This window comes from Lysobacter tyrosinilyticus (assembly GCF_054779815.1).
Genome location: NZ_BAAGXN010000001.1, coordinates 1226435 through 1244958, shown reverse-complemented (window position 1 = coordinate 1244958; position 18524 = coordinate 1226435). Strand labels below are relative to the sequence as shown.

Genomic DNA, 18524 nt, shown 5'->3' with positions numbered 1-18524 from the left:
GATTCGTCATTCCCCGTTGCCGGCACGTTCGGCGAAAAGATCCGGGGCGCCCGTCTTGGGCTTGAATCCCATGTGTCGGTACGCCTTCGGCGTCGCCATGCGCCCGCGTGCGGTACGCACCAGGAAGCCCTGCTGGATCAGATACGGCTCGATCACGTCCTCGAGCGTGCCGCGTTCCTCGCTGAGCGCCGCTGCCAGCGATTCCACGCCGACCGGACCACCGTCGAAAGCATCGATGATCGCGGTCAGCAGGCGGCGGTCGAGGTCGTCGAAACCTTCCGGATCGACCTTGAGCATCTTCATCGCCGCATCGGCAACTTCACTCGTGATCGCCCCATCCGCTTTCACCTGTGCGTAGTCACGCACGCGGCGCAGCAAACGATTGGCGATACGCGGCGTGCCACGCGAGCGCTTGGCGATTTCCGCAGCACCCTCGGCGCCACAGGTGATCCCGAGGATCTGCGCCGAGCGACGCACGATGCGGGTCAGTTCTTCGGCGCTGTAGAACTCCAGGCGCTGGACGATACCGAAGCGGTCGCGTAGCGGTGCGGTCAGAAGGCCGGCACGCGTGGTCGCGCCAATCAGGGTGAAGGGCGGCAGATCGAGCTTGATCGAACGAGCCGCCGGGCCCTCCCCGATCATGATGTCGATCTGGTAGTCCTCCATCGCCGGGTACAGCACTTCCTCGACGACCGGGGAAAGCCGGTGGATCTCGTCGACGAACAGCACGTCATGCGGCTGCAGGTTGGTGAGCAGCGCGGCCAGGTCGCCGGCCTTCTCGATCACCGGCCCGGAGGTCTGGCGCAGGTTGACGCCCAGCTCGTTGGCGATGACGTGGCTCAGCGTGGTCTTGCCTAGGCCGGGCGGGCCGAAGATCAGCACGTGATCCAACGCCTCGCCGCGCCGCTTGGCCGCCTCGATGTAGATCTGCATCTGCTCGCGCACCGGCGCCTGGCCGAGGTATTCGTCCAGGCGCTTGGGGCGGATCGAGGCTTCGATCGCCTCATCCTCGCGAGTAGCGCCGGCGGTGATGATGCGTTGGTCGTTCATCGCGGATCCGGGGGTATGCGGCCGCGATTATGGCAGGGAATCACGACCCGGCTGCTGCGGCCCGGGTTCAGGCATTCGCCAACGCGTCGGCGCCGAGGAGGCCTACCGCCTCCGCCAGAGCGTCAATCACGCGATCCTGCTCCGCATCGGCAAGTCCCGCATGGAGGGGGAGACACAACAGCTCGCGGGCAGCGCGCTCGGACTCGTGGAGATCCAGCCAACGGCATGCCGTGGCGAAAGCCGGCTGACGGTGCAACGGCAATGGATAGTGCACCGCAGTTTGAACACCTGCAGCGGCAAGCGCGTCACGCAGCCGGTCGCGCTGCGGACTCCGGATCGCGTAAAGCGCCCAGGCGCTGAGGACGCCGGCACGTTGACGGAGGCGTGGCAGGCCCGATGGCAGCAGGAGGTCGTATCGCGCCGCGAGTTCGCGGCGTCTGGCCAGGTCGCGCTGGAAGTACGCGTGCTTCACGAGCAGCGCCGCGCACGACAGCGTGTCCAGACGACCATTCAACCCCAGTCGCACATGCACGTACTTGACGGACTGACCGTGATCGCGGATCTCGCGCAACACCGCGGCAAGCGTGGCATCCCGGGTGAAGATCGCGCCGCCATCGCCGCAGCCGCCCAGAGGCTTGGTCGGGAAGAAACTGGTGCAGGCGACGTCACCGAAGCGGCCGCTGGGCACCCCGTGCAGGCTCGCGCCATAGCTCTGCGCGGCATCTTCAATCAGCGCGATGCCATGGCGATGGGCGAGCTCCTGCAAGGCATCGAAGTCGGCGGGCTGGCCGTATAGCGAAACCGCAATGATCGCGCGGGTGCGCGGGGTAATCGCCGCGGTCGCAGCGGTTGCCGACAAAATGCAGGTGTCAGCCTCGATGTCTGCCAGCACCGGGATGGCGCCAAGCAGCAGTACTGCCTCGACCGGCGCCGCGAACGTATACGCGGGCACGATGACCTCGTCGCCTGCGCCGACTCCCAGCGCCATCAAGGCCATACACAACGCCATGGTGCCCGAACTACACGTGACGCAATGAGCACCGACTTCGTCGCCCAATCGCGCCTCAAGCTCGGCGACCTCGGGACCACCTATGTAGCGTCCATGGCCATGCACCCGCGCAGCCGCTTCCTGCAACTCCTGCAGTAGCGGTGCATGCAGTGCACTGGCGTCGAAGAAGGGCAACTCAGGCGACATTGCATGCCATCGACTGGGGATTGCGCGACTGCTGCAACCCGCTGGAAAGGCGCTGGAGCAATCGGTGCACGCGACGGGCATCATCCAGATCCGCGATACCCGTACGTTCGCCGCGCAATGCCCCTGCCAGCGCCCGCGCCTGTGCGGTCAGGGCATCGTCCCCTGCTTCGTCCTGGCAGGCATCGAGGCAGAACAGCCGGGTCGCGCCCGCGTGGTCCTGCCATGTGACTGATCGCTCGGCCTGCAGGGCGATACGACTGGCCGACAACTCCACTTGCACCCCGCTCGGATAGAACATGCGGCAATGAAGCTCCTCGATCCGTCCCTGGTATAGGCGACTTTCCTCCACCTGCAGGTGCTCGGGGTCTGCGCCCAGCAACCGCGACAGCCAATCAAGATCATGTGAGAACAGATCGAGGCTGACGTCGGTATCGAAATCGCGTTGCAACGCGTGCGAAGAGAACCTGCACACGCGGATGGTCGCCGGCGCGCCCGTTGCGGTCGTATGGATCGAGCGAAGGACCGGATTGAAGCGTTCACTGAAACCAGCGAATACACGCACCCCAGCGGCAGCGGCGGCAGCGGCCATCGCCTCGACCTGATGGCCATCGACACCGACCGGCTTTTCCACCATGCAGTGGAGGCCACGGCGAACCAGCTGTCCCACGATGTCGGCGTGCCGCGTTGAAGGGACCGCGACGACCGCGAGCTCGACGACATCCACCATCTCAGCCACCGATGCGTACCAACGCACCCCGAGCGCCGCGGCTACGGCGGCGCAATCCGGATCCGGATCGATCACCGCGATCAGGCAAAACTCGTCCAGCCGCTGCAGCGTGCGGGCGTGCAGGCGCCCCATGCGCCCGAATCCGACGATGGCGACCGGTATGGCTTGCGCACGCGTGCATCGACTCATAGCAGTCGAGCCCTCAACGTCCGATACGCAGTGAGCGCGCGCCAGGCGCGTGAACGATGCAGTTCAGCCTGAGACTCATTGAGCGCATGCAGCTGGAGGTGCGTAGTCACCAGCTGGGCGTGCGCCTGCTGCAGCTGTTCAATCAATGCCATGCGTTCGGCAGCCATGGCCGCATCGCGTGCTTCTGCCGAAGCGCGCGCGATCTCGAGCTGGGCCTGCACCTGCCGAAGCTGGTCGGCCAAGGCCGTGCGCTCGCCGACGAGTTCCGCATCGCGTGCCTGGACGGAAGCGAGCTCGATCTGCGTCAACTGCAATTGCGCGGCCAGCACCGCACTATTCGTTTCAGCATTGTGAGCGCGCTGACTCGCCAGGTGCACGGACTTCAGCCGCGGGGACAACAAGCGGACGTAGCCGGCCGCGGCCCGCGACTGCGCGGCCCAGTCGGGTGCGACAGCTTCATCGACAACTTCGTGGTAGAGCGCCTCCACCGAATCGACCAGGGAGTCGAATCCGGCTTCACTGCGCACACGTGTCGATACCGCCGCTGCATCCGCAGGATCGTAGGCTGCGAGCGCCGCCAGCACGCCGTCCTCGGTGACCGGCGCCGCCTGCATGGCGCGCACGCCGAAGTTGAGGCGACGCAGGCGTTCGAACTCGGCCGTCGTGACCATTCCCGCCAGACCTGGCCGATCGGCGACGACGGTCGCGCACCCCACCGCCATAGCCTCGAGCGCACAGCGCGCCTTCGCGAACACGACGTCGTACTCGCCAAGCAACGCTTCGGGGGCAACGCTGGCATGACCGGAACCCGCGCCGACGACATCCACCTGTGCGATGCCGGCGCGTTCGCACGCCGCCCGGATCACCGCGCTGAAGTCATCGCCGACTGCGTAGTTGCTGAATATCAGTGCGCGCTTCGGCCGCTCGGGAAGCGGCGAGCGCGAACGAAAGCGCTCCAGGTCGACGCCGTTGTACAGAACGCGCACGCGCTCCGGATCAATCCCAGGCGTGGTTAGCAGGCGTTCCGCGCACAGTTCGTCCACCGCAACATGACGACGAACGGTGGGAAACACCGGCGGCATTTCTTCCCAAGGTAACCAGCCGTGGCAGAAAAACACCACTGGCACGTCGGGGAAATGAAGCGCAGCCGTCATCGCTTCCACGTGGTGCTGGCCGTGGATCACGTCCGGAACGAATCCAAGTGCGCCCAGGTCATCCACTACCGGCACGGTGGCCTGGTGCAGCAATTCGGCGACGTCACCCAATACCGTGCTGTACACCGCCGGGCGGTGTCCGCGTCGCAACAGTTCGAGCGCCAGGTCACGGACATACAGCTCAGAACCGGCGCGCGTGGCGACGGTGTTGTTGGTGATCAGGATGCGAAGCGAACGGGCCGGGGCAGGCATTTGTCAGTTCTCCAGCGCGTACAGCAGCGGCTTGATGTGCTGCCGAAAACGAATTACATCTCGATAGTGCCCGGCAGCGACCTGACGCTCGCCATGGCTCTCATAGAACGGCAGCGCCGCGTCGAAAGCAGCGAAGTCATCACCGACCTCGGTAGGCAGCAACATTTCCTCGCGGAAGGCATCGCAGCCGAGTCGCGCGATCATCTCTTCCACCTCCTCCACGAGAGTGCCGCCGGCGCTCGCCGCATAGCGGCGCGACAGCGCGAGCTTATCCGTCAGCTGCCCCTCGTCGAGCACGATGCGCAGCGCCTGCGGCGGCACTTCGCTGGGCACGGCCGGACCGACCAGCGGAAAGGTGTAATGGCGAACCCGCTGGCCGCGCCGTGCCGTCGCCAGCCTGGCGGCGCGCGCGGTCAGTGCCGCGCACAAATCGTGCGTCGGGTTGTAGCCCTCGATGCCATCGCTGGCCACGCAGTCGATCGCGTGCTCGCACAACCATTCGGCCAAACGCGTGGCGAAAGCGAGAAATGGCGCGGCATCGCCGCTGAGGATCGCCGCATAGATCTCGCGATCGCTGGTCTGGCCGTGTACTTCGCCGATCGCAACCCCGCACGCCTGCAGGATTTCCGTGGTCTGCGCGATGCGACCACTACTGCCATGGCCGGAACCGTCGGTGAGCACAGCCACGACCGGGCGTTCACGGCGCAGCCAACCGAGCACACGCAGCTCGTGGCCGGGATGGCCGATGACCAGTGCCCACTTCGGCGGATTCGCGACCGCGCCGTTCATGCCCCGGCCTCCAGGCGCGCGACCTCGATCCGACCGGGCAGATAGACCTGGGTGTAGATATGACCGCGTCGGGACGGCAGCACCTTGAACGGGTGAGTCAGTTCGATCACGTCAAGGAATACGGCCTGCGCATGCTGCGCGATGGGTATCGTCAGCGACACGCGCAAGCTGTAGTCGCCCGCCATCAGGGGCAATCGGGCTTCGTATTCGATCAGGTACCACCCGCCTGCTTCGACATGCAGCAAAGGCTCGCCGCTGATAAGGAAGTCGGCCCCAGCCACCGAGACGAGGTAGCGGTCGCGAATCTTGTAGTTGACCGAAATGGCGGCGGACTCGTGCGCCTGCACCGCAATCCGGATGCGAACCGCCTGATCGAATTCCGCGGTTTCCAGCGGCTCTCCGTCCAGATCGAGCAGTTCGACCAGGCGCACCCGCGCGCCGCCGGTACCGTGCCGGTTCGAGCGCAGTCCTGCTTCAAAACCGGCAACCCTTTCGCGCAGCACGGGAACTACGTCAGTGACGTCAGCGCTGACCTTCGGCGCGATCGTGGCCGCCGCGGCTTCGACGTCCTGCAAAGTGTGGGTGTCGCGAATATAGCGATCGACGACCTCGTCGGATGAGCCCAGCGCAACCACATTGCCGCCATCCAGATACAAAGCGCGCCGGCACAGGGCCCGAACCGCGCCCACGTCATGACTGACGAACAGCAGGGTCACCCCGCGTTCCTGCAGCTGGCGAATCCGCAGCATGCACTTGGCCTGGAACGCGGCATCGCCAACCGAGAGCGCCTCGTCGACGATGAGGATATCGGGCTCGATGCTGATCGCCACCGCGAACGCCAGTCGGACATACATGCCGCTGGAATAGGTCTTGACCGGCCTGTCGATGAAATCGCCGATCTCCGCGAAGCGCAGGATGTCGTCCATCCGCGCATCGAGCTCGGCCGTGCTAAAGCCGTGCAAGCTGGCATTGAGCCGTACATTTTCCCGCCCGGTGAATTCGGGATTGAAGCCGGCTCCGAGCTCAAGGAGCGCCGCAACGCGACCGCGCACGGAGCAGGCGCCGACCGTCGGCGTCAGTGTGCCGGCGATCATCTGCAGCAAGGTCGACTTGCCCGAACCGTTTCGGCCGATGACACCAAGAGTTTCGCCGCGCGCGAGCTCCAGGTCGACGCCGCGCAGGGCCCAGAACTCAGTGCAGCGAGTCTGGTTTGAACCCAAAGTACGCGGCCGGAGTCGACCCAGTCCTTCGAGCAGGCGATCGAGCGGACGGGCATAGATGCGGTAGCACTTGCCGAGATCGCGGCATTCGATCAGCGCGCGGCCAGTGTCCAGCCTGCCGGCAACCGAAGCTGCCGCCGCGACTGCGGTGGTTGCAGTCGCGCACTCGCTCATGCTCGCCTCGATATCCGACATTGCTCCCCTTGAGCATTTTGGGAGCCTCACCGGCTCCTTTCGCGCAGCACCGCATCCCCCTGACGCGATGCTGCGAATGATGCGGCACTCAGATTTCTATCTGCGCGCCCAGCTCCACCAGGCGGTTGCCCGGAATCCGGAAGAAGCCCGTCGCCGGCGCCGCGTTGCGGTGCATGACCGCGAACAGCTTGTCGCGCCACACAGGCATGCCACGATGACGACTCGCGATCACGGTTTCGCGGCTGGCGAAGTACGTGGTGTCCATCGGATCGAAATGGATACCACCCTTGTCGCAGCTGCGCATCAATGCCAGCGGCACGTCCGGTGTTTCCATGAAGCCGAACTTGATGACGACGCGGTAGAAGTCCTCGCCGCCGATCGATTCGATCCTCAGCCGCTTTTCCTTCGGTGCGAACGGGACGTTCATCGTCTCCACCGTCAGGAAGACGTTGCGCTCATGCAGCACCTTGTTGTGCTTGAGGTTGTGCAGCAACGCGTGCGGCACGACGCCGGTCTGCGCTGTCAGGAACACGGCCGTACCCGGTACGCGAGCGGGCGGCGCCAGCATCAGGCCCGGCAGGAAGACATCGAGCTGGATGCCTTCCTTTCGGATCTCCGCGTGCAGCAGTTCGCGACCGCGACGCCAGGTGCGTAGCACCGTGAAAACCAGGATCGCCAGCACCACTGGCACCCAGGCGCCATCCAGGAACTTCACGCCGTTGGCGATCAGGAAGGCGATTTCGATCACCGCGAACAGCACGCATAGCGGCAACACCCAGCGTCGCGCCTTGGGCCAGGTCGCGCGCGCGACCAGCGCCAGCAGCAAGGTATCGATCAACATCGTGCCCGACACCGACACGCCGTAGGCCGACGCCAGCGCGGTGGAGGTGCGGAAGGTCAGCACCAGCGCGATCACCATCACCATCAGCGTCCAGTTGATGCCGGGGACGTAGATCTGGCCGATGGTTTCCTTGGAGGTGTGCTTGATAGCCATGCGCGGGATGTAGCCCAGCTGCATGGCCTGGCGCGCGACCGAATAAGCGCCGGTGATAACCGCCTGCGAGGCGATCACCGTCGCTGCCGTGGCGAGCGCGATCATCGGATACATCGCCCAGGACGGCACGCCGATGTAGAACGGATTCTTCACCGCCAGCGGGTTTTCCAGCACCAGCGCGCCCTGGCCGAGGTAATTCAGCATCAGCGCGGGCAATACGAAGAAGTACCAGGCCAGGCGGATGGGCTTGGCGCCGAAGTGACCCATGTCGGCGTACAGCGCCTCGCCACCGGTCACCGCCAGCACCACCGCGCCGAGGATGAAGATGCCGTGCCAGCCGTGGTCGCCGAAAAAGCGCACCGCCCACATCGGATTGAATGCGTTGAGCACTTCCGGGTTATGGCCGATGTTGTGCAGGCCCAGCGCGGCCAGCACGGCGAACCACACCACCGTGATCGGACCGAACACCTTTCCGACCTTTTCAGTGCCGTAACGCTGGGTCATGAACAGCAACAGCAGGATGGCCACCGCAAGCGGCACGATCCAGTTATGGAATTGCGGTGCCGCCACCTCGATGCCTTCCAGCGCCGACAACACCGACACCGCCGGCGTGATCACGCCATCGCCGAAGAACAGCGATGCACCGAAGATGCCGAGGATGCCGACCGCGTAGGCAGAGCGCGAATCCTTGGGCAGAGTGCGCTGGGCCAAAGCCATCAACGCCATGATGCCGCCCTCGCCATCGTTGTCGGCGCGCATGATGATCGAGACGTACTTCGCCGTGACCACTATCACCAGCGCCCAGAAGATCAGCGACAACACGCCCAGCACCGTGGCGTGATCGGGCGTGAGCCCGTAATGAGGAATGAAGGCTTCCTTGATCGTGTACAGCGGGCTGGTACCGATATCGCCGAAGACGACGCCGATCGCGCCGATGATCAGTCCGAACAAGCTCACATTGCCATGACCGTTATGGCCGTGCGCTTGGGTATTGGTGTTGCTGGTAACGGCCATGGGCCTTCCCTGTTGATGACGCTAAGTTGATGAAGGCGTCAGCGAAGCGCGGACTTTAGCGCTTTGCGGATGATGGTGGCGGCGTCATCGCCGGCGGCGACTGCAGCTGCGGCCATGCGTGAAGCTTCGGCAGGTTTGTAGCCCAGCGCCTGCAGGGCGATGACGGCTTCGGATTGCGGGTCGGCAGGTGCACCCGACGTGTTCAAGGTCGCGCCGACGCCGGCGAGATCCGCCGCACGATCGCGGAGCTCCACGACCATGCGTTCGGCGGTCTTCTTGCCAATGCCGGGGATGCGCGTGAGCGCCGTGATATCGCCGGTCTGCACCAGGCGCGCGAACTCGTCGACGCTCACGCCCGACAGCACCGCCAGCGCGATCTTCGCGCCGATGCCGCTGACTCTCTGCACGTCGCGGAACAGGCGGCGCTCGCCTTCGCGCAGGAAGCCGTACAGCGAGACGCTGTCTTCCTTCTGCGCGTAATGGGTGAACAACGACACTTCGCGCCCGACATCGGGCAGGTCGTAGAACGTGCTCATCGGCGCTTCGAGCTCGTAGCCGACGCCGTTGACGTCTATGACCAACCACGGCGGCTGTTTGTGCACGAGGATGCCCTTCAGGCGGCCGATCATGCGGCATCTCCTTCGATACCGACGCGTCGCTTCCGCGAAATACGCGGAAGGCGACGCTGCTCTTTCGTTAGTAGGATCATCGCGAAGGTTCCGACCTGAACAGGATCGTGAATGGAAGCGCCGAGAAAGGCGCCTACTCCTTCAGCACCATGTCGATGCACATCACCGCCGCCGTTATCAGGATGCGCACGTCGTCGGTGGCGGAAACGCCGTCGTCGATCGACAGCACATAGTTGTCGGCACTGGTGAACAGCTCCTTGCCCAGCCCCGCCCATTTCTTGCTGACCCGCGCGATTTCCTTCTCGCCCTTGAGAAACTTGAACTCCCAGCTCGTCCACTTGCCTTTCAGCGTGCAGACGACGTTGCCGCGCGCGTCGAGCACCGAAAACGCGCCACCGATCGAGAAGAGCTTCTGCTTGAAGCCGCCTACGACACGGCCGTTCCCGTCCAGCACTTCCACCTTCGACAGGAACAGCGAAACGCCGCGCCGCACACTGAGTACCTTCTTGCCGTCCGGCGCGGAGATGACGACGTTGAACGGCGTCATGCGCTTGTAGTCGGTGAAACGGAACAGCTTGGTGAAGATGCCCAGATCCGGTTCTCGGCACTCCATCAGCTTGGTGCCATTCGACGGATCGAACACGTCGTAGTTGTTGGCAGCCTTGAACATGCCGACATGTTCTTTGATCAGGAAAGTATTCTGACTCAGGACCGGATGCATGAGATCTTCTCGGAGTAGGGAAGTTGGTGAAAAAAATGGGTAACGCGCGTCACCGCTTGGCCCAGGCCTGGCGGACGCTGACACCCAGCCGCTGCGCGGTCGCGCGTACGTGGGCGTGCGTGATCGCGACGGCGAGCGCGTCGGCGGCGTCGGCCTGCAGTTTGCCCTGCAGATTCAACATGACCCCGACCATGTGCTGGACCTGCACTTTGTCGGCACCGCCCTGCCCGACCACGGCCAGCTTGATCTCCTTGGCCGCGTATTCGTGCACCGGCAGGTCGCGCATCACCGCGGCACACATCGCCGCGCCGCGCGCATGGCCCAGCTTCAATGCCGCATCGGCGCTCTTGCCCATGAAGACCTTTTCGATCGCCACTTCGTCCGGCTTGTAGGTCTCGATGATTTCAGCGAGACCATCCAGCAGGCGTTTGAGGCGCAGGGAGAACTCGCCCTCGCCCAGCAGCACCAGCGGCGTGTGGAACACATAACGCGCACGGCCGGTCGCATCGGCGTCGACAATGCCGACGCCGGTACGTTGCGAGCCGGGATCTATACCGAGAATCCGGGTCACGAGCGACCTGCTCCGGTGTCGGCGAACACCGACAGCCCTGAGCGTAGCGCGCACGGCGCGCGAAGACGAAGGGTTACCAAGATTCGGGTCACGTCAGCAGCTTACGCCGGTCAGGCGTAGGCATCCTCGCCCAGGTCGGCGTTGGAATAGACGTTCTGTACGTCATCCATGTCTTCGAGCCAGCGCAGGAGCTTGACGACCTGCTGCGCGGTCTCGCCGCTGACGGCGATGTCATTGTCGGCGCGCAGGGTGACTTCGGCGAGATCGGGCACGAGGCCGGCGGCTTCCATCGCCGCCTTCACGTCATTGAAGGCATCGGGCGAAGTAATGACGTCGATTGCGCTGTCTTCGGGATACACGACGATGTCGTCGGCGCCGGCTTCGATCGCCGCTTCGGTGATCGTTTCCTCGTTTGCGCCAGGTGCGTACGAGAGCACGCCGAGCTTCTTGAACATGAAGGACACCGAGCCATCGGTGCCGAGGTTGCCGCCGAACTTGCCGAAGGCATGACGCACATCGGCCACGGTGCGCACCTTGTTGTCGGTGAGGCAGTCGACGATTACTGCGACACCGCCCGGTGCATAACCTTCGTAGCGGATTTCCTCATAGACGACGCCTTCCAGCTCACCGGTGGCCTTCTTGATGGCGCGTTCGATCACGTCCTTGGACATGTTGACCCCCAGCGCCTTGTCCACGGCCGAACGCAGGCGCGGATTGCCCGACGGATCGCCGCCGCCGGCGCGCGCTGCGACGCTGATCTCGCGGATGATCTTGGTGAAGATCTTGCCGCGCTGAGCGTCGACCGCGTTCTTGCGGGCTTCGATGGAGGGGCCTCTACCCATGGGTGTTCCGTGCCGTGACTTGTGACGAGGGCGGCAATTTTACAAGATCAGGCGGGAGGGTACTGGTCGGGAATGCGATCGCCGCATTCAGCGGAACCGCCCCTCGCGGAAGAAATGGATCGCCAGCCGCGCGGCCTCCGGCGAAAACAGCATCCCGCTATGGCTGGCGGGGATGACGGCATGGTCGGTCAGGCCCGGCAGCCGGGTTTCGGCCACGGCGACCGAGCCGTCGTGCTCGCCATCGAAGGTGCCGAACACATGGCCCAGGCCGTGCGGCACGGTCCCGGCGATGACGCCGACCTGCGCCGGCCCCTGCCAGCGGTCGAAGCCGCGTTCGAGCAGCTCGGCGGCAAGGCCCAGTGTTGCCGCCGCCCATGGCTTCTGGCGCATCCCGTGTACCGCGCCACTGCCGCGCAGCGGTGAGCCGAGGCACACCACCCGCTGCACGGGCAGTTCGGGACGGTCGCGCAAGGTCTGCAGCGCCACCATGCCGCCAAGGCTGTGCGCCAGCACGTGCCCCGGGCCGCGCGCGAGGAGGTCGGCCAGCCGTTGCATGGCTTCGGCGGGGCCCCGGGTCACACCGTAGTAATTGAAGGTTTCGCAGGCGAATCCGGCTTCGCGCAGGCGCGCGGCCTGCCAGGCCATCACGGTACCGGGCATCCAGATGCCGTGAATGAGGACGACGCGTTCGGTCATGGGCGAATCAAGGGGCGCACTCCGGCGCATTGCCCGATGTTTTAACCGGCTGGGACACGCCGGTACATGAATTCATGGTCGCGCTGCTGGCCAACGATAAATTCGTACTCGCCCGCCTTGGTGAAACCGTAGCGCCCGTAGAAGCGCTGCGCACCGTAGTTTTCCGACCACACGCTGATCCACAGCGTGCGCGGGCCGTCGCGTTCGAGCCAGTCCAGGGCCTCTTCGAACAGCTTCGCGCCGATACCGCCGCCCTGCGCCTTGTCGCTCACGTAGAGGCGCTTGAGTTCACCGTCTTCGGGCTTCGCCTCTTCGTGCGGCAGGCCACAGGGACCGGCCAATGCGTAGCCCAGCGGCTTGTCGCCTTCCACCGCCAGCCAGATCGCATACAGCGGGCTGGCCAGCAGCTTGGCGTAGGACTCGACCGAATGCGATTCATCGAGGAACGCCTGCAGATCCTCCTGCGAATACAGGTGGGCGAAGGCGTCGATGAAGGTGCGCGCGCCCAGCTCCGCGAGCACGGCGGCATCGGTAGGCTGGGCGCGGCGGATCAGCATGGTCAGGCTTCGTCCTCTTCGGACTCTTCCTCTTCCTCGTCCGACTCTTCGTCGTCCGATTCTTCCTCTTCCTCGTACTCGTAGTCGTCCTCGCCGAAGTCCTCACCGTCCCAGCGGCCTTCGCCGTCCGGAACGAACGTCAGGGCCATGGCGTTCGGCGCGCTGCCGACGCGCACCAGCCAGCCGCCGAACACGCGGGCGCGTTCGGTCACGACGCCGGCGTCGGTGCCTTCATTGGCGAGCTTTTCCCACTCAAGAGCAAATGCGGTTTCAGTCATTCCGGTTATTCCTTCGAAGCAGCCTTGGGACGAATCTGTACATGCACTTCCGCCAGCTGCGCATCCGGCACCGGCGAAGGCGCGCCGGTCATCAGGCACTGTGCGGTCGTGGTCTTGGGGAACGCGATGACGTCACGGATCGATTCCGTGCCGGCCATCAGCGCCGCGATGCGGTCGATGCCGAACGCGATGCCGCCGTGCGGCGGCGCGCCGTACTTGAGCGCGTCGAGCAGGAAGCCGAACTTGCCTTCCGCCTCTTCCGCGCCGATACCGAGCAGTTCGAACACCGCCGACTGCATCTGCGAATTGTGGATACGGATCGAACCGCCGCCGATCTCGTTGCCGTTGAGCACCATGTCGTAGCCGCGCGACACCGCGGTCTTCGCATTGGCGCGCAGATCCGCGATCGAATCCACGGCCGGCGCGGTGAACGGGTGATGCAGGGCGACGTAGCGCTTTTCCTCGTCGTCCCATTCGAACATCGGGAAGTCGGTTACCCACAGCGGGCGCCAGGCGTTTTCGATGAGGCTGAAGTCCTTGCCGGCCTTCAGGCGCACCGCGCCCATGAAGTCGCTGACCTTGTTGTAGGCACCGGCACCGAAGAACACGATGTCGCCGTTACCGGCACCGACGTGCTTGAGCAGCGCGGCGAAGGCGTCTTCGCTGAAGAACTTGCTGATCGGCGAGTTGACCGCACCGGCCTCGTCGATCTTCACGTACGCCAGACCCTTGGCACCGTACTTGGCCGCGTGCGCGCCGTATTCGTCGATCTGCTTGCGCGATAGCGCCGCACCACCGGGGATGCGCAGCGCAGCGACGCGACCATCCGGATCATTGGCGGCCGCGGTGAACACCGCGAATTCGCTGTTCTTCACCAGCTCAGCGACGTCGACCAGCTCCAGCGCGATGCGCAGGTCAGGCTTGTCCGAACCGTAGCGACGCATCGCTTCGGCATAGGTCATGCGCGGGAACTGCGCGTCCAGCTCGACATTCATCACGTCGCGGAACACGAAGCGGATCATGTCCTCGACGGTGTCCTGCACGTCGCGCTCGGAAACCCACGCGAATTCCATGTCGAGCTGGGTGAATTCGAGCTGACGGTCGGCACGCAGCGCTTCGTCGCGGAAGCAGCGCGCGATCTGATAGTAGCGATCGAAGCCCGCCATCATCAGGATCTGCTTGAACAGCTGCGGCGACTGCGGCAGCGCGTAGAACTCACCCGGATGCATGCGCGCCGGGACGAGGAAGTCGCGCGCGCCTTCCGGCGTCGCCTTCGTCAGGATGGGCGTTTCCAGATCCTGGAAGCCGCGCTCGTCGAGGTAGCGGCGCAGTGCCGCGACCAGCTTCGTGCGGGTGCGCATCTTGCGCTGCATGTCCGCAGTGCGCAGGTCGAGGTAGCGGTACTTGAGGCGGATGTCCTCGCCCGGATTCTCGTGGGCGTGGAACGGCAGCGGCTCGGCCTTGTTGAGCAGTTCGATCTTGGTCGCAACCACCTCGACCAGGCCGGTGCGGATCTTGGTGTTGACCGACTCGCGCTTGCGTACGACGCCGGTAATGCGCAGGCAGTCCTCGTAGCCGACATGAGCAGCAGCTGAGAGCACTTCGGCATTGCCCGAAATGTTGGCGTCGGGTTCAGCGACGATCTGCACGATGCCTTCATGGTCGCGAAGATCGATGAAGCACAAGCCGCCAAGGTTGCGGGCAACGTCGGCCCAGCCGCACAGGGTCACGGTCTGGCCGATCAGGGCCTCGTCGACGAGGCCGCAGAAGTGGGTACGCATGAAAACTCCGGGAGGTACGTTCGATCCGGCCGCAGCCGGAAGCATCTGCAGACGCCACGCATCGCGCGGTGCCTGCCTTGGGCCGGGAGACGGCCTCCGGCCCAGGGCCGGAAAGACGACATATTAACGGCAGCGGCCTATAACTTGCTGCCGCGGGCTTTGTGACGAGCTTTGAAAACGGAAGCGGCGGGTGGCCGCCGCAGGATTCCATTATCCAGAAGGGGAAAGACATGAAGACGTTGTTCAAGCCGCTGCTCGCGGCGTTGTGCCTGTTAGCACTCTCCACGCCGGCCATGGCGCAGTACCAGACCCGGGCCTACGCCCCCGAGGACCTGCGCACCCTGTCCCAGCAGGATCAGGTCCGGGTCATCAGCCAGGAATACATGGAGCAGTCCGGCGGCCGCCGCATCGCCGACGACCAGCTACGCTTCTATCTGGACCAGGTGAACCGCTCGAACTGGCGCTTCAACGACATCAAGCGCGACATCGCCCAGTCGCTGGGCGGCGGCTGGAACGGCCCCGGACCGGGCCCCGGCGGCACGATCCGCTGCGAAAGCGCCGACGGCCGCAATCGCGTCTGCCCCACCCCATGGCGGGGTCAGTCGCAGTTGGTCCGCCAGCTGTCCAAGACCGATTGCCGGGAGGGCTACAACTGGTCCTCGCGTCGCGGAGAAGTGACCGTGTGGGGCGGCTGCCGCGGTGAATTCACGCAAGGCCGGGGCGGCGAAGTCGGCACGATCCGCTGCGAAAGTGCCAACAACCGCGTCGCCAATTGCCCGACTCCCTGGCGTGGCCCCTCGCAGGTCGTGCGCCAGATTTCGGACACCCGCTGCCGCGAAGGTCAGAACTGGAACAGCCGCAACGGTCAGATAAGCGTGTGGTCGGGCTGTCGCGCCGAGTTCGGTCCGGCGGGCGGCGGCTGGGAGGGCGACAACAATGGCTATACCGTCACCTGCGCCAGCCAGGACGGCCACTACACCACCTGCAACTGGCCGCCGGGCCAGGGCCGGCCGCGCCTGATCCAGCAACTGTCCAACAATGCCTGCGTCGAGGGCCGGACCTGGGGCGTGGCGGGTAATAACCGGATCTGGGTCAACGGCGGTTGCCGCGGCCGATTCGGCAACTGACCTGGTTCCAAAGGCAAACGAAAACGGCGGCCCGCACCAGCGCGGCCGCCGTTTTTACGTTCTGGAATCCGAGCGGATCAGGCCGGCTTGGTTTCGGCCTTCTTCTCCGCCGGCTTCGACTCGGCCGGCTTCGATTCGGCTGGCTTGCTGGCCGAAGTCGCGCCCGCGCCGTCACCGGCGAGATTGCGCTTCTTGTCCCCATCCTTCTTGAAGTCGGTTTCGTACCAGCCGCCACCGGCCAGGCGGAACTGCGGCGCGGTCAGCTGGCGGCGCACCTGCGGCTCTGCGCAGGCAGGACATTCACTGGGATCCGGGTCGGACATCCGCTGGAGGCGGTCGAAGCTGTGGCCGCAGGCGGCGCACTCGAAGGCGTAGATCGGCATGGCGGAACGGGGACTACGAATAGATCCAATAGTCTGAGGGCGGTACGGCTCGAATCCAAGCGTGGTCGTACCGCAGCCCGGTCGACCGGGCTACGCCCTCACTGTCTTTGGTAGTAGTTGGGGACTACCGCCCGGGTCCAGTTATAGGGCGGCTGGTAGGTGACCGGCAGCATCTGGTAGACCTCCTGCAGGCCATACAAGCGGCTACCCACTTTCGCGAGTGGCCGGAAATAGCGGATCTGCTGAGGCGCGCATGCCGTCGCACCGAGGAGACGCGCCTGATCGCAGCTGCTGAAGCCGATTACGCCAGGCTGGCCGGTCCCGACATTCGCGCGGTAGCGCGTTTCGTACAGGGATCCGCCAGACCACTGCCAGCCGTAACGGAGCACTTGTTGATAAGGGCCCTCTGGCGGGTCCGCGTTGACGAGATCGTTCCGATCGGTCGTGCCATCGGCCTTGCGCACAAAGACCACGTCGATGGGCTGCTCCGATTCGGGGTAGGCATACGCCGGTTTGTAGAGATCGAAACTTCCATAGCGCCAGGTTCCGATCGGCTCCAGCTCGGCAAAGCCGTTCGGGAGAGTGGCTTTTATCGATGTCGTCAGACCGGTAATGCTCAGGCTGTTCGCTCCCTCCCGAGAACGAGCCACATAAACCAACGTATCGGCAGCCTCATTGGCGCGATCGATGCGCCAGAACGTCGCGGCAAAGCCCGGGTAGGTCATTTCCAATGGTCCACGTCGACCACTGCTCCACCAGAACCCCTGGTTTCCAGTTGCTGACACGCGCTGGCCATTGGCATCGATCTTCCAACCTACGTTCTGGCTGTAGCCGGTGCCATTCGCGTCGAAATGGTGCAACGCTTCCTCGCAAGCATTCAGCTTAGACGGCAGGGTCTCCTCCTTGCAGAACACGGGCAGGCTGCGCCCACCGGAGAGTTCTCCGTCCCGGAACGGAAGCACGCCGTCGATGCTGGAGACCGCATACATCTGGACATCACTGCCGTAAGTCAAAGGCCGCGACGGAGAGTTCGGATAGGTTGCGGCCCATTCGGTTACAACCGCCCATAGGCTGTAGCGTTCGCCGAGGAAAAGCTGGCGGTAGGTTTCGCGCAGCAATTGGCGGTGTTCAAGCTCGTCATTGCCCCACACATCCGTGGATGCATTTCCCTGCGCCGTCAGCAGGAAGTTGCCATTGGCGAGAAAGCTGGCCGTAAACCTGGGATTCCTGCGCGCCGTAGCGGCATATGAGGTCCAATCCAATGCCGTCACCTGGCTGAGCACCCGCACGCCGGGATTGAACATGGCGACTTCGCGAAACGGAATCGCTCCCAGCAGCACCATGTTCCGCCCCAGTTGCGCCGGACGTATCGGCGCCGATGGCGCGGATGCGAGGTAGTTGAGCCGGCTGTAGCTGGCCTGCTGATTAATGAAGGCACGGAAGGCCTGCCGGTTCTGCAGCAGTGCATAACCGTTGGCAAAGCCTGCCGGCAGTGCAGCTCGCCCGTGCGCCAGGTCATCCAGGCTTGCTGCAGCGGTTGCAAGGTCGTCACCCGACAGCGAACGGATCACCTGCTCGTGCTCGGTGTCGGACACTGGCAGATGTCCAAGCTCTCGCAGGATGAAGAAGTACATCGATGTACTGAATGGCGATACGCGGACCCGATCGGATTCGGTCGCCGTCAGGTGTCCGTCGCTACCGGCCTGTCGCTTCAGCTTGGCGTAGCTACCCAGGACCGATGCAAAGCGATAACTCTGAGTCGCGATCTCCAGCGAAACCATGTCTGCGCCTTGGGCACCGCTCACTACCACGCTGTAGCCCGGCGAGATCGTGATCGCCTGCGTGGAGACCGTATTGCCCACGCGCAAGGTGAGCGTGCCTGCCATCGGCGCGCTGTCGATCACCGCACCATCGATGGTGAGTCCTGCTGCGATCGGCGCCGGGCGCGTGACCGTCGTGGTTGTCGCGGGAGGGACTGCTGATTCCTGGCGCCGCAATTGCCGTTCCGCGCGGGCGTCCACCAGCTCCGATCTGAAAAGAAACGCCGCCGCAGTACCCGCGGCCAGCACGAGGGCCACTGCAATTCCCTTCTTCAAACTCATCCCCTGTCCCCAAACGTCGGTCTGCGCAAATCAGCAAGGATGATAGTCGGAATGCCTG

18 protein-coding genes are annotated in these 18524 nt (G+C 64.5%); 1 reads left to right on the top strand and 17 read right to left on the bottom strand.

Features of this window, described 5'->3' with window-relative positions; all coding sequences use genetic code 11:
• Nucleotides 1–6: 6 nt before the first annotated feature.
• The 15 genes from ruvB to aspS all read right to left on the bottom strand — a co-directional run bounded on the left by ruvB (nt 7) and on the right by aspS (nt 14854).
• Complete coding sequence (gene ruvB / locus ACYVGK_RS05315; RefSeq protein ID WP_460732194.1) at nt 7–1050, bottom strand: Holliday junction branch migration DNA helicase RuvB; 1044 nt, start codon at nt 1048–1050, stop codon at nt 7–9.
• A 67-nt stretch (nt 1051–1117) separates the two neighbouring features.
• A complete protein-coding gene (locus ACYVGK_RS05310) occupies nt 1118–2245 on the bottom strand; it encodes a DegT/DnrJ/EryC1/StrS family aminotransferase (RefSeq protein WP_460732193.1) in 1128 nt (375 codons plus the stop codon).
• A complete protein-coding gene (locus tag ACYVGK_RS05305) occupies nt 2235–3161 on the bottom strand; it encodes a Gfo/Idh/MocA family protein (protein ID WP_460732192.1) in 927 nt (308 codons plus the stop codon). The genes ACYVGK_RS05310 and ACYVGK_RS05305 overlap by 11 nt, the downstream gene beginning before the upstream one ends.
• Complete coding sequence (locus tag ACYVGK_RS05300; RefSeq protein WP_460732191.1) at nt 3158–4567, bottom strand: glycosyltransferase; 1410 nt, start codon at nt 4565–4567, stop codon at nt 3158–3160. The genes ACYVGK_RS05305 and ACYVGK_RS05300 overlap by 4 nt, the downstream gene beginning before the upstream one ends.
• Nucleotides 4568–4570: 3 nt before the next feature.
• Nucleotides 4571–5356: a hypothetical protein gene (locus ACYVGK_RS05295; protein WP_460732190.1), complete on the bottom strand. Its 786-nt coding sequence runs from the start codon at nt 5354–5356 to the stop codon at nt 4571–4573.
• Entirely contained in the window at nt 5353–6672 is a 1320-nt protein-coding gene (locus tag ACYVGK_RS05290; RefSeq protein WP_460732453.1) for an ABC transporter ATP-binding protein, read from the bottom strand. The genes ACYVGK_RS05295 and ACYVGK_RS05290 overlap by 4 nt, the downstream gene beginning before the upstream one ends.
• A gap of 187 nt (nt 6673–6859) precedes the next feature.
• Nucleotides 6860–8779 (bottom strand): potassium transporter Kup, encoded by a 1920-nt coding sequence (locus ACYVGK_RS05285; protein WP_460732189.1) that lies wholly within the window; start codon nt 8777–8779, stop codon nt 6860–6862.
• 38 nt (nt 8780–8817) lie between these two features.
• Nucleotides 8818–9408, bottom strand: coding sequence for a Holliday junction branch migration protein RuvA (ruvA, locus tag ACYVGK_RS05280; RefSeq protein ID WP_460732188.1), 591 nt, complete (start codon nt 9406–9408; stop codon nt 8818–8820).
• A 133-nt stretch (nt 9409–9541) separates the two neighbouring features.
• On the bottom strand, nt 9542–10078 hold the full coding sequence (locus tag ACYVGK_RS05275; protein ID WP_460732187.1) for a phospholipid scramblase-related protein: 537 nt from the start codon (nt 10076–10078) through the stop codon (nt 9542–9544).
• 100 nt (nt 10079–10178) lie between these two features.
• Nucleotides 10179–10700 carry a crossover junction endodeoxyribonuclease RuvC gene (gene ruvC, locus ACYVGK_RS05270; protein ID WP_460732186.1) on the bottom strand — a complete coding sequence of 174 codons (522 nt, stop codon included), beginning with the start codon at nt 10698–10700 and terminating at the stop codon, nt 10179–10181.
• Between the two features lie 110 nt (nt 10701–10810).
• The gene (locus tag ACYVGK_RS05265; protein WP_460732185.1) at nt 10811–11542 is read right to left on the bottom strand and encodes a YebC/PmpR family DNA-binding transcriptional regulator; all 732 of its coding nucleotides are present in this window, start codon (nt 11540–11542) and stop codon (nt 10811–10813) included.
• 87 nt (nt 11543–11629) lie between these two features.
• Complete coding sequence (locus ACYVGK_RS05260) at nt 11630–12238, bottom strand: alpha/beta fold hydrolase (RefSeq protein ID WP_460732184.1); 609 nt, start codon at nt 12236–12238, stop codon at nt 11630–11632.
• Between the two features lie 41 nt (nt 12239–12279).
• Nucleotides 12280–12795, bottom strand: coding sequence for a GNAT family N-acetyltransferase (locus tag ACYVGK_RS05255; protein WP_460732183.1), 516 nt, complete (start codon nt 12793–12795; stop codon nt 12280–12282).
• Nucleotides 12796–12797: 2 nt separating this feature from the next.
• Nucleotides 12798–13073 (bottom strand): DNA primase, encoded by a 276-nt coding sequence (locus ACYVGK_RS05250; protein ID WP_460732182.1) that lies wholly within the window; start codon nt 13071–13073, stop codon nt 12798–12800.
• A gap of 5 nt (nt 13074–13078) precedes the next feature.
• The gene (gene aspS / locus ACYVGK_RS05245) at nt 13079–14854 is read right to left on the bottom strand and encodes an aspartate--tRNA ligase (RefSeq protein ID WP_460732181.1); all 1776 of its coding nucleotides are present in this window, start codon (nt 14852–14854) and stop codon (nt 13079–13081) included.
• 230 nt (nt 14855–15084) lie between these two features.
• Between aspS and ACYVGK_RS05240 the strand changes: the two genes are divergently transcribed.
• Nucleotides 15085–15981 (top strand): DUF3011 domain-containing protein, encoded by an 897-nt coding sequence (locus ACYVGK_RS05240; RefSeq protein WP_460732180.1) that lies wholly within the window; start codon nt 15085–15087, stop codon nt 15979–15981.
• A 77-nt stretch (nt 15982–16058) separates the two neighbouring features.
• On the opposite strand, the gene ACYVGK_RS05235 is transcribed toward ACYVGK_RS05240, so the two are convergent.
• Nucleotides 16059–16364 carry an FmdB family zinc ribbon protein gene (locus ACYVGK_RS05235; RefSeq protein WP_460732178.1) on the bottom strand — a complete coding sequence of 102 codons (306 nt, stop codon included), beginning with the start codon at nt 16362–16364 and terminating at the stop codon, nt 16059–16061.
• A 98-nt stretch (nt 16365–16462) separates the two neighbouring features.
• On the bottom strand, nt 16463–18466 hold the full coding sequence (locus ACYVGK_RS05230; RefSeq protein WP_460732176.1) for a hypothetical protein: 2004 nt from the start codon (nt 18464–18466) through the stop codon (nt 16463–16465).
• Nucleotides 18467–18524 lie beyond the last annotated feature (58 nt).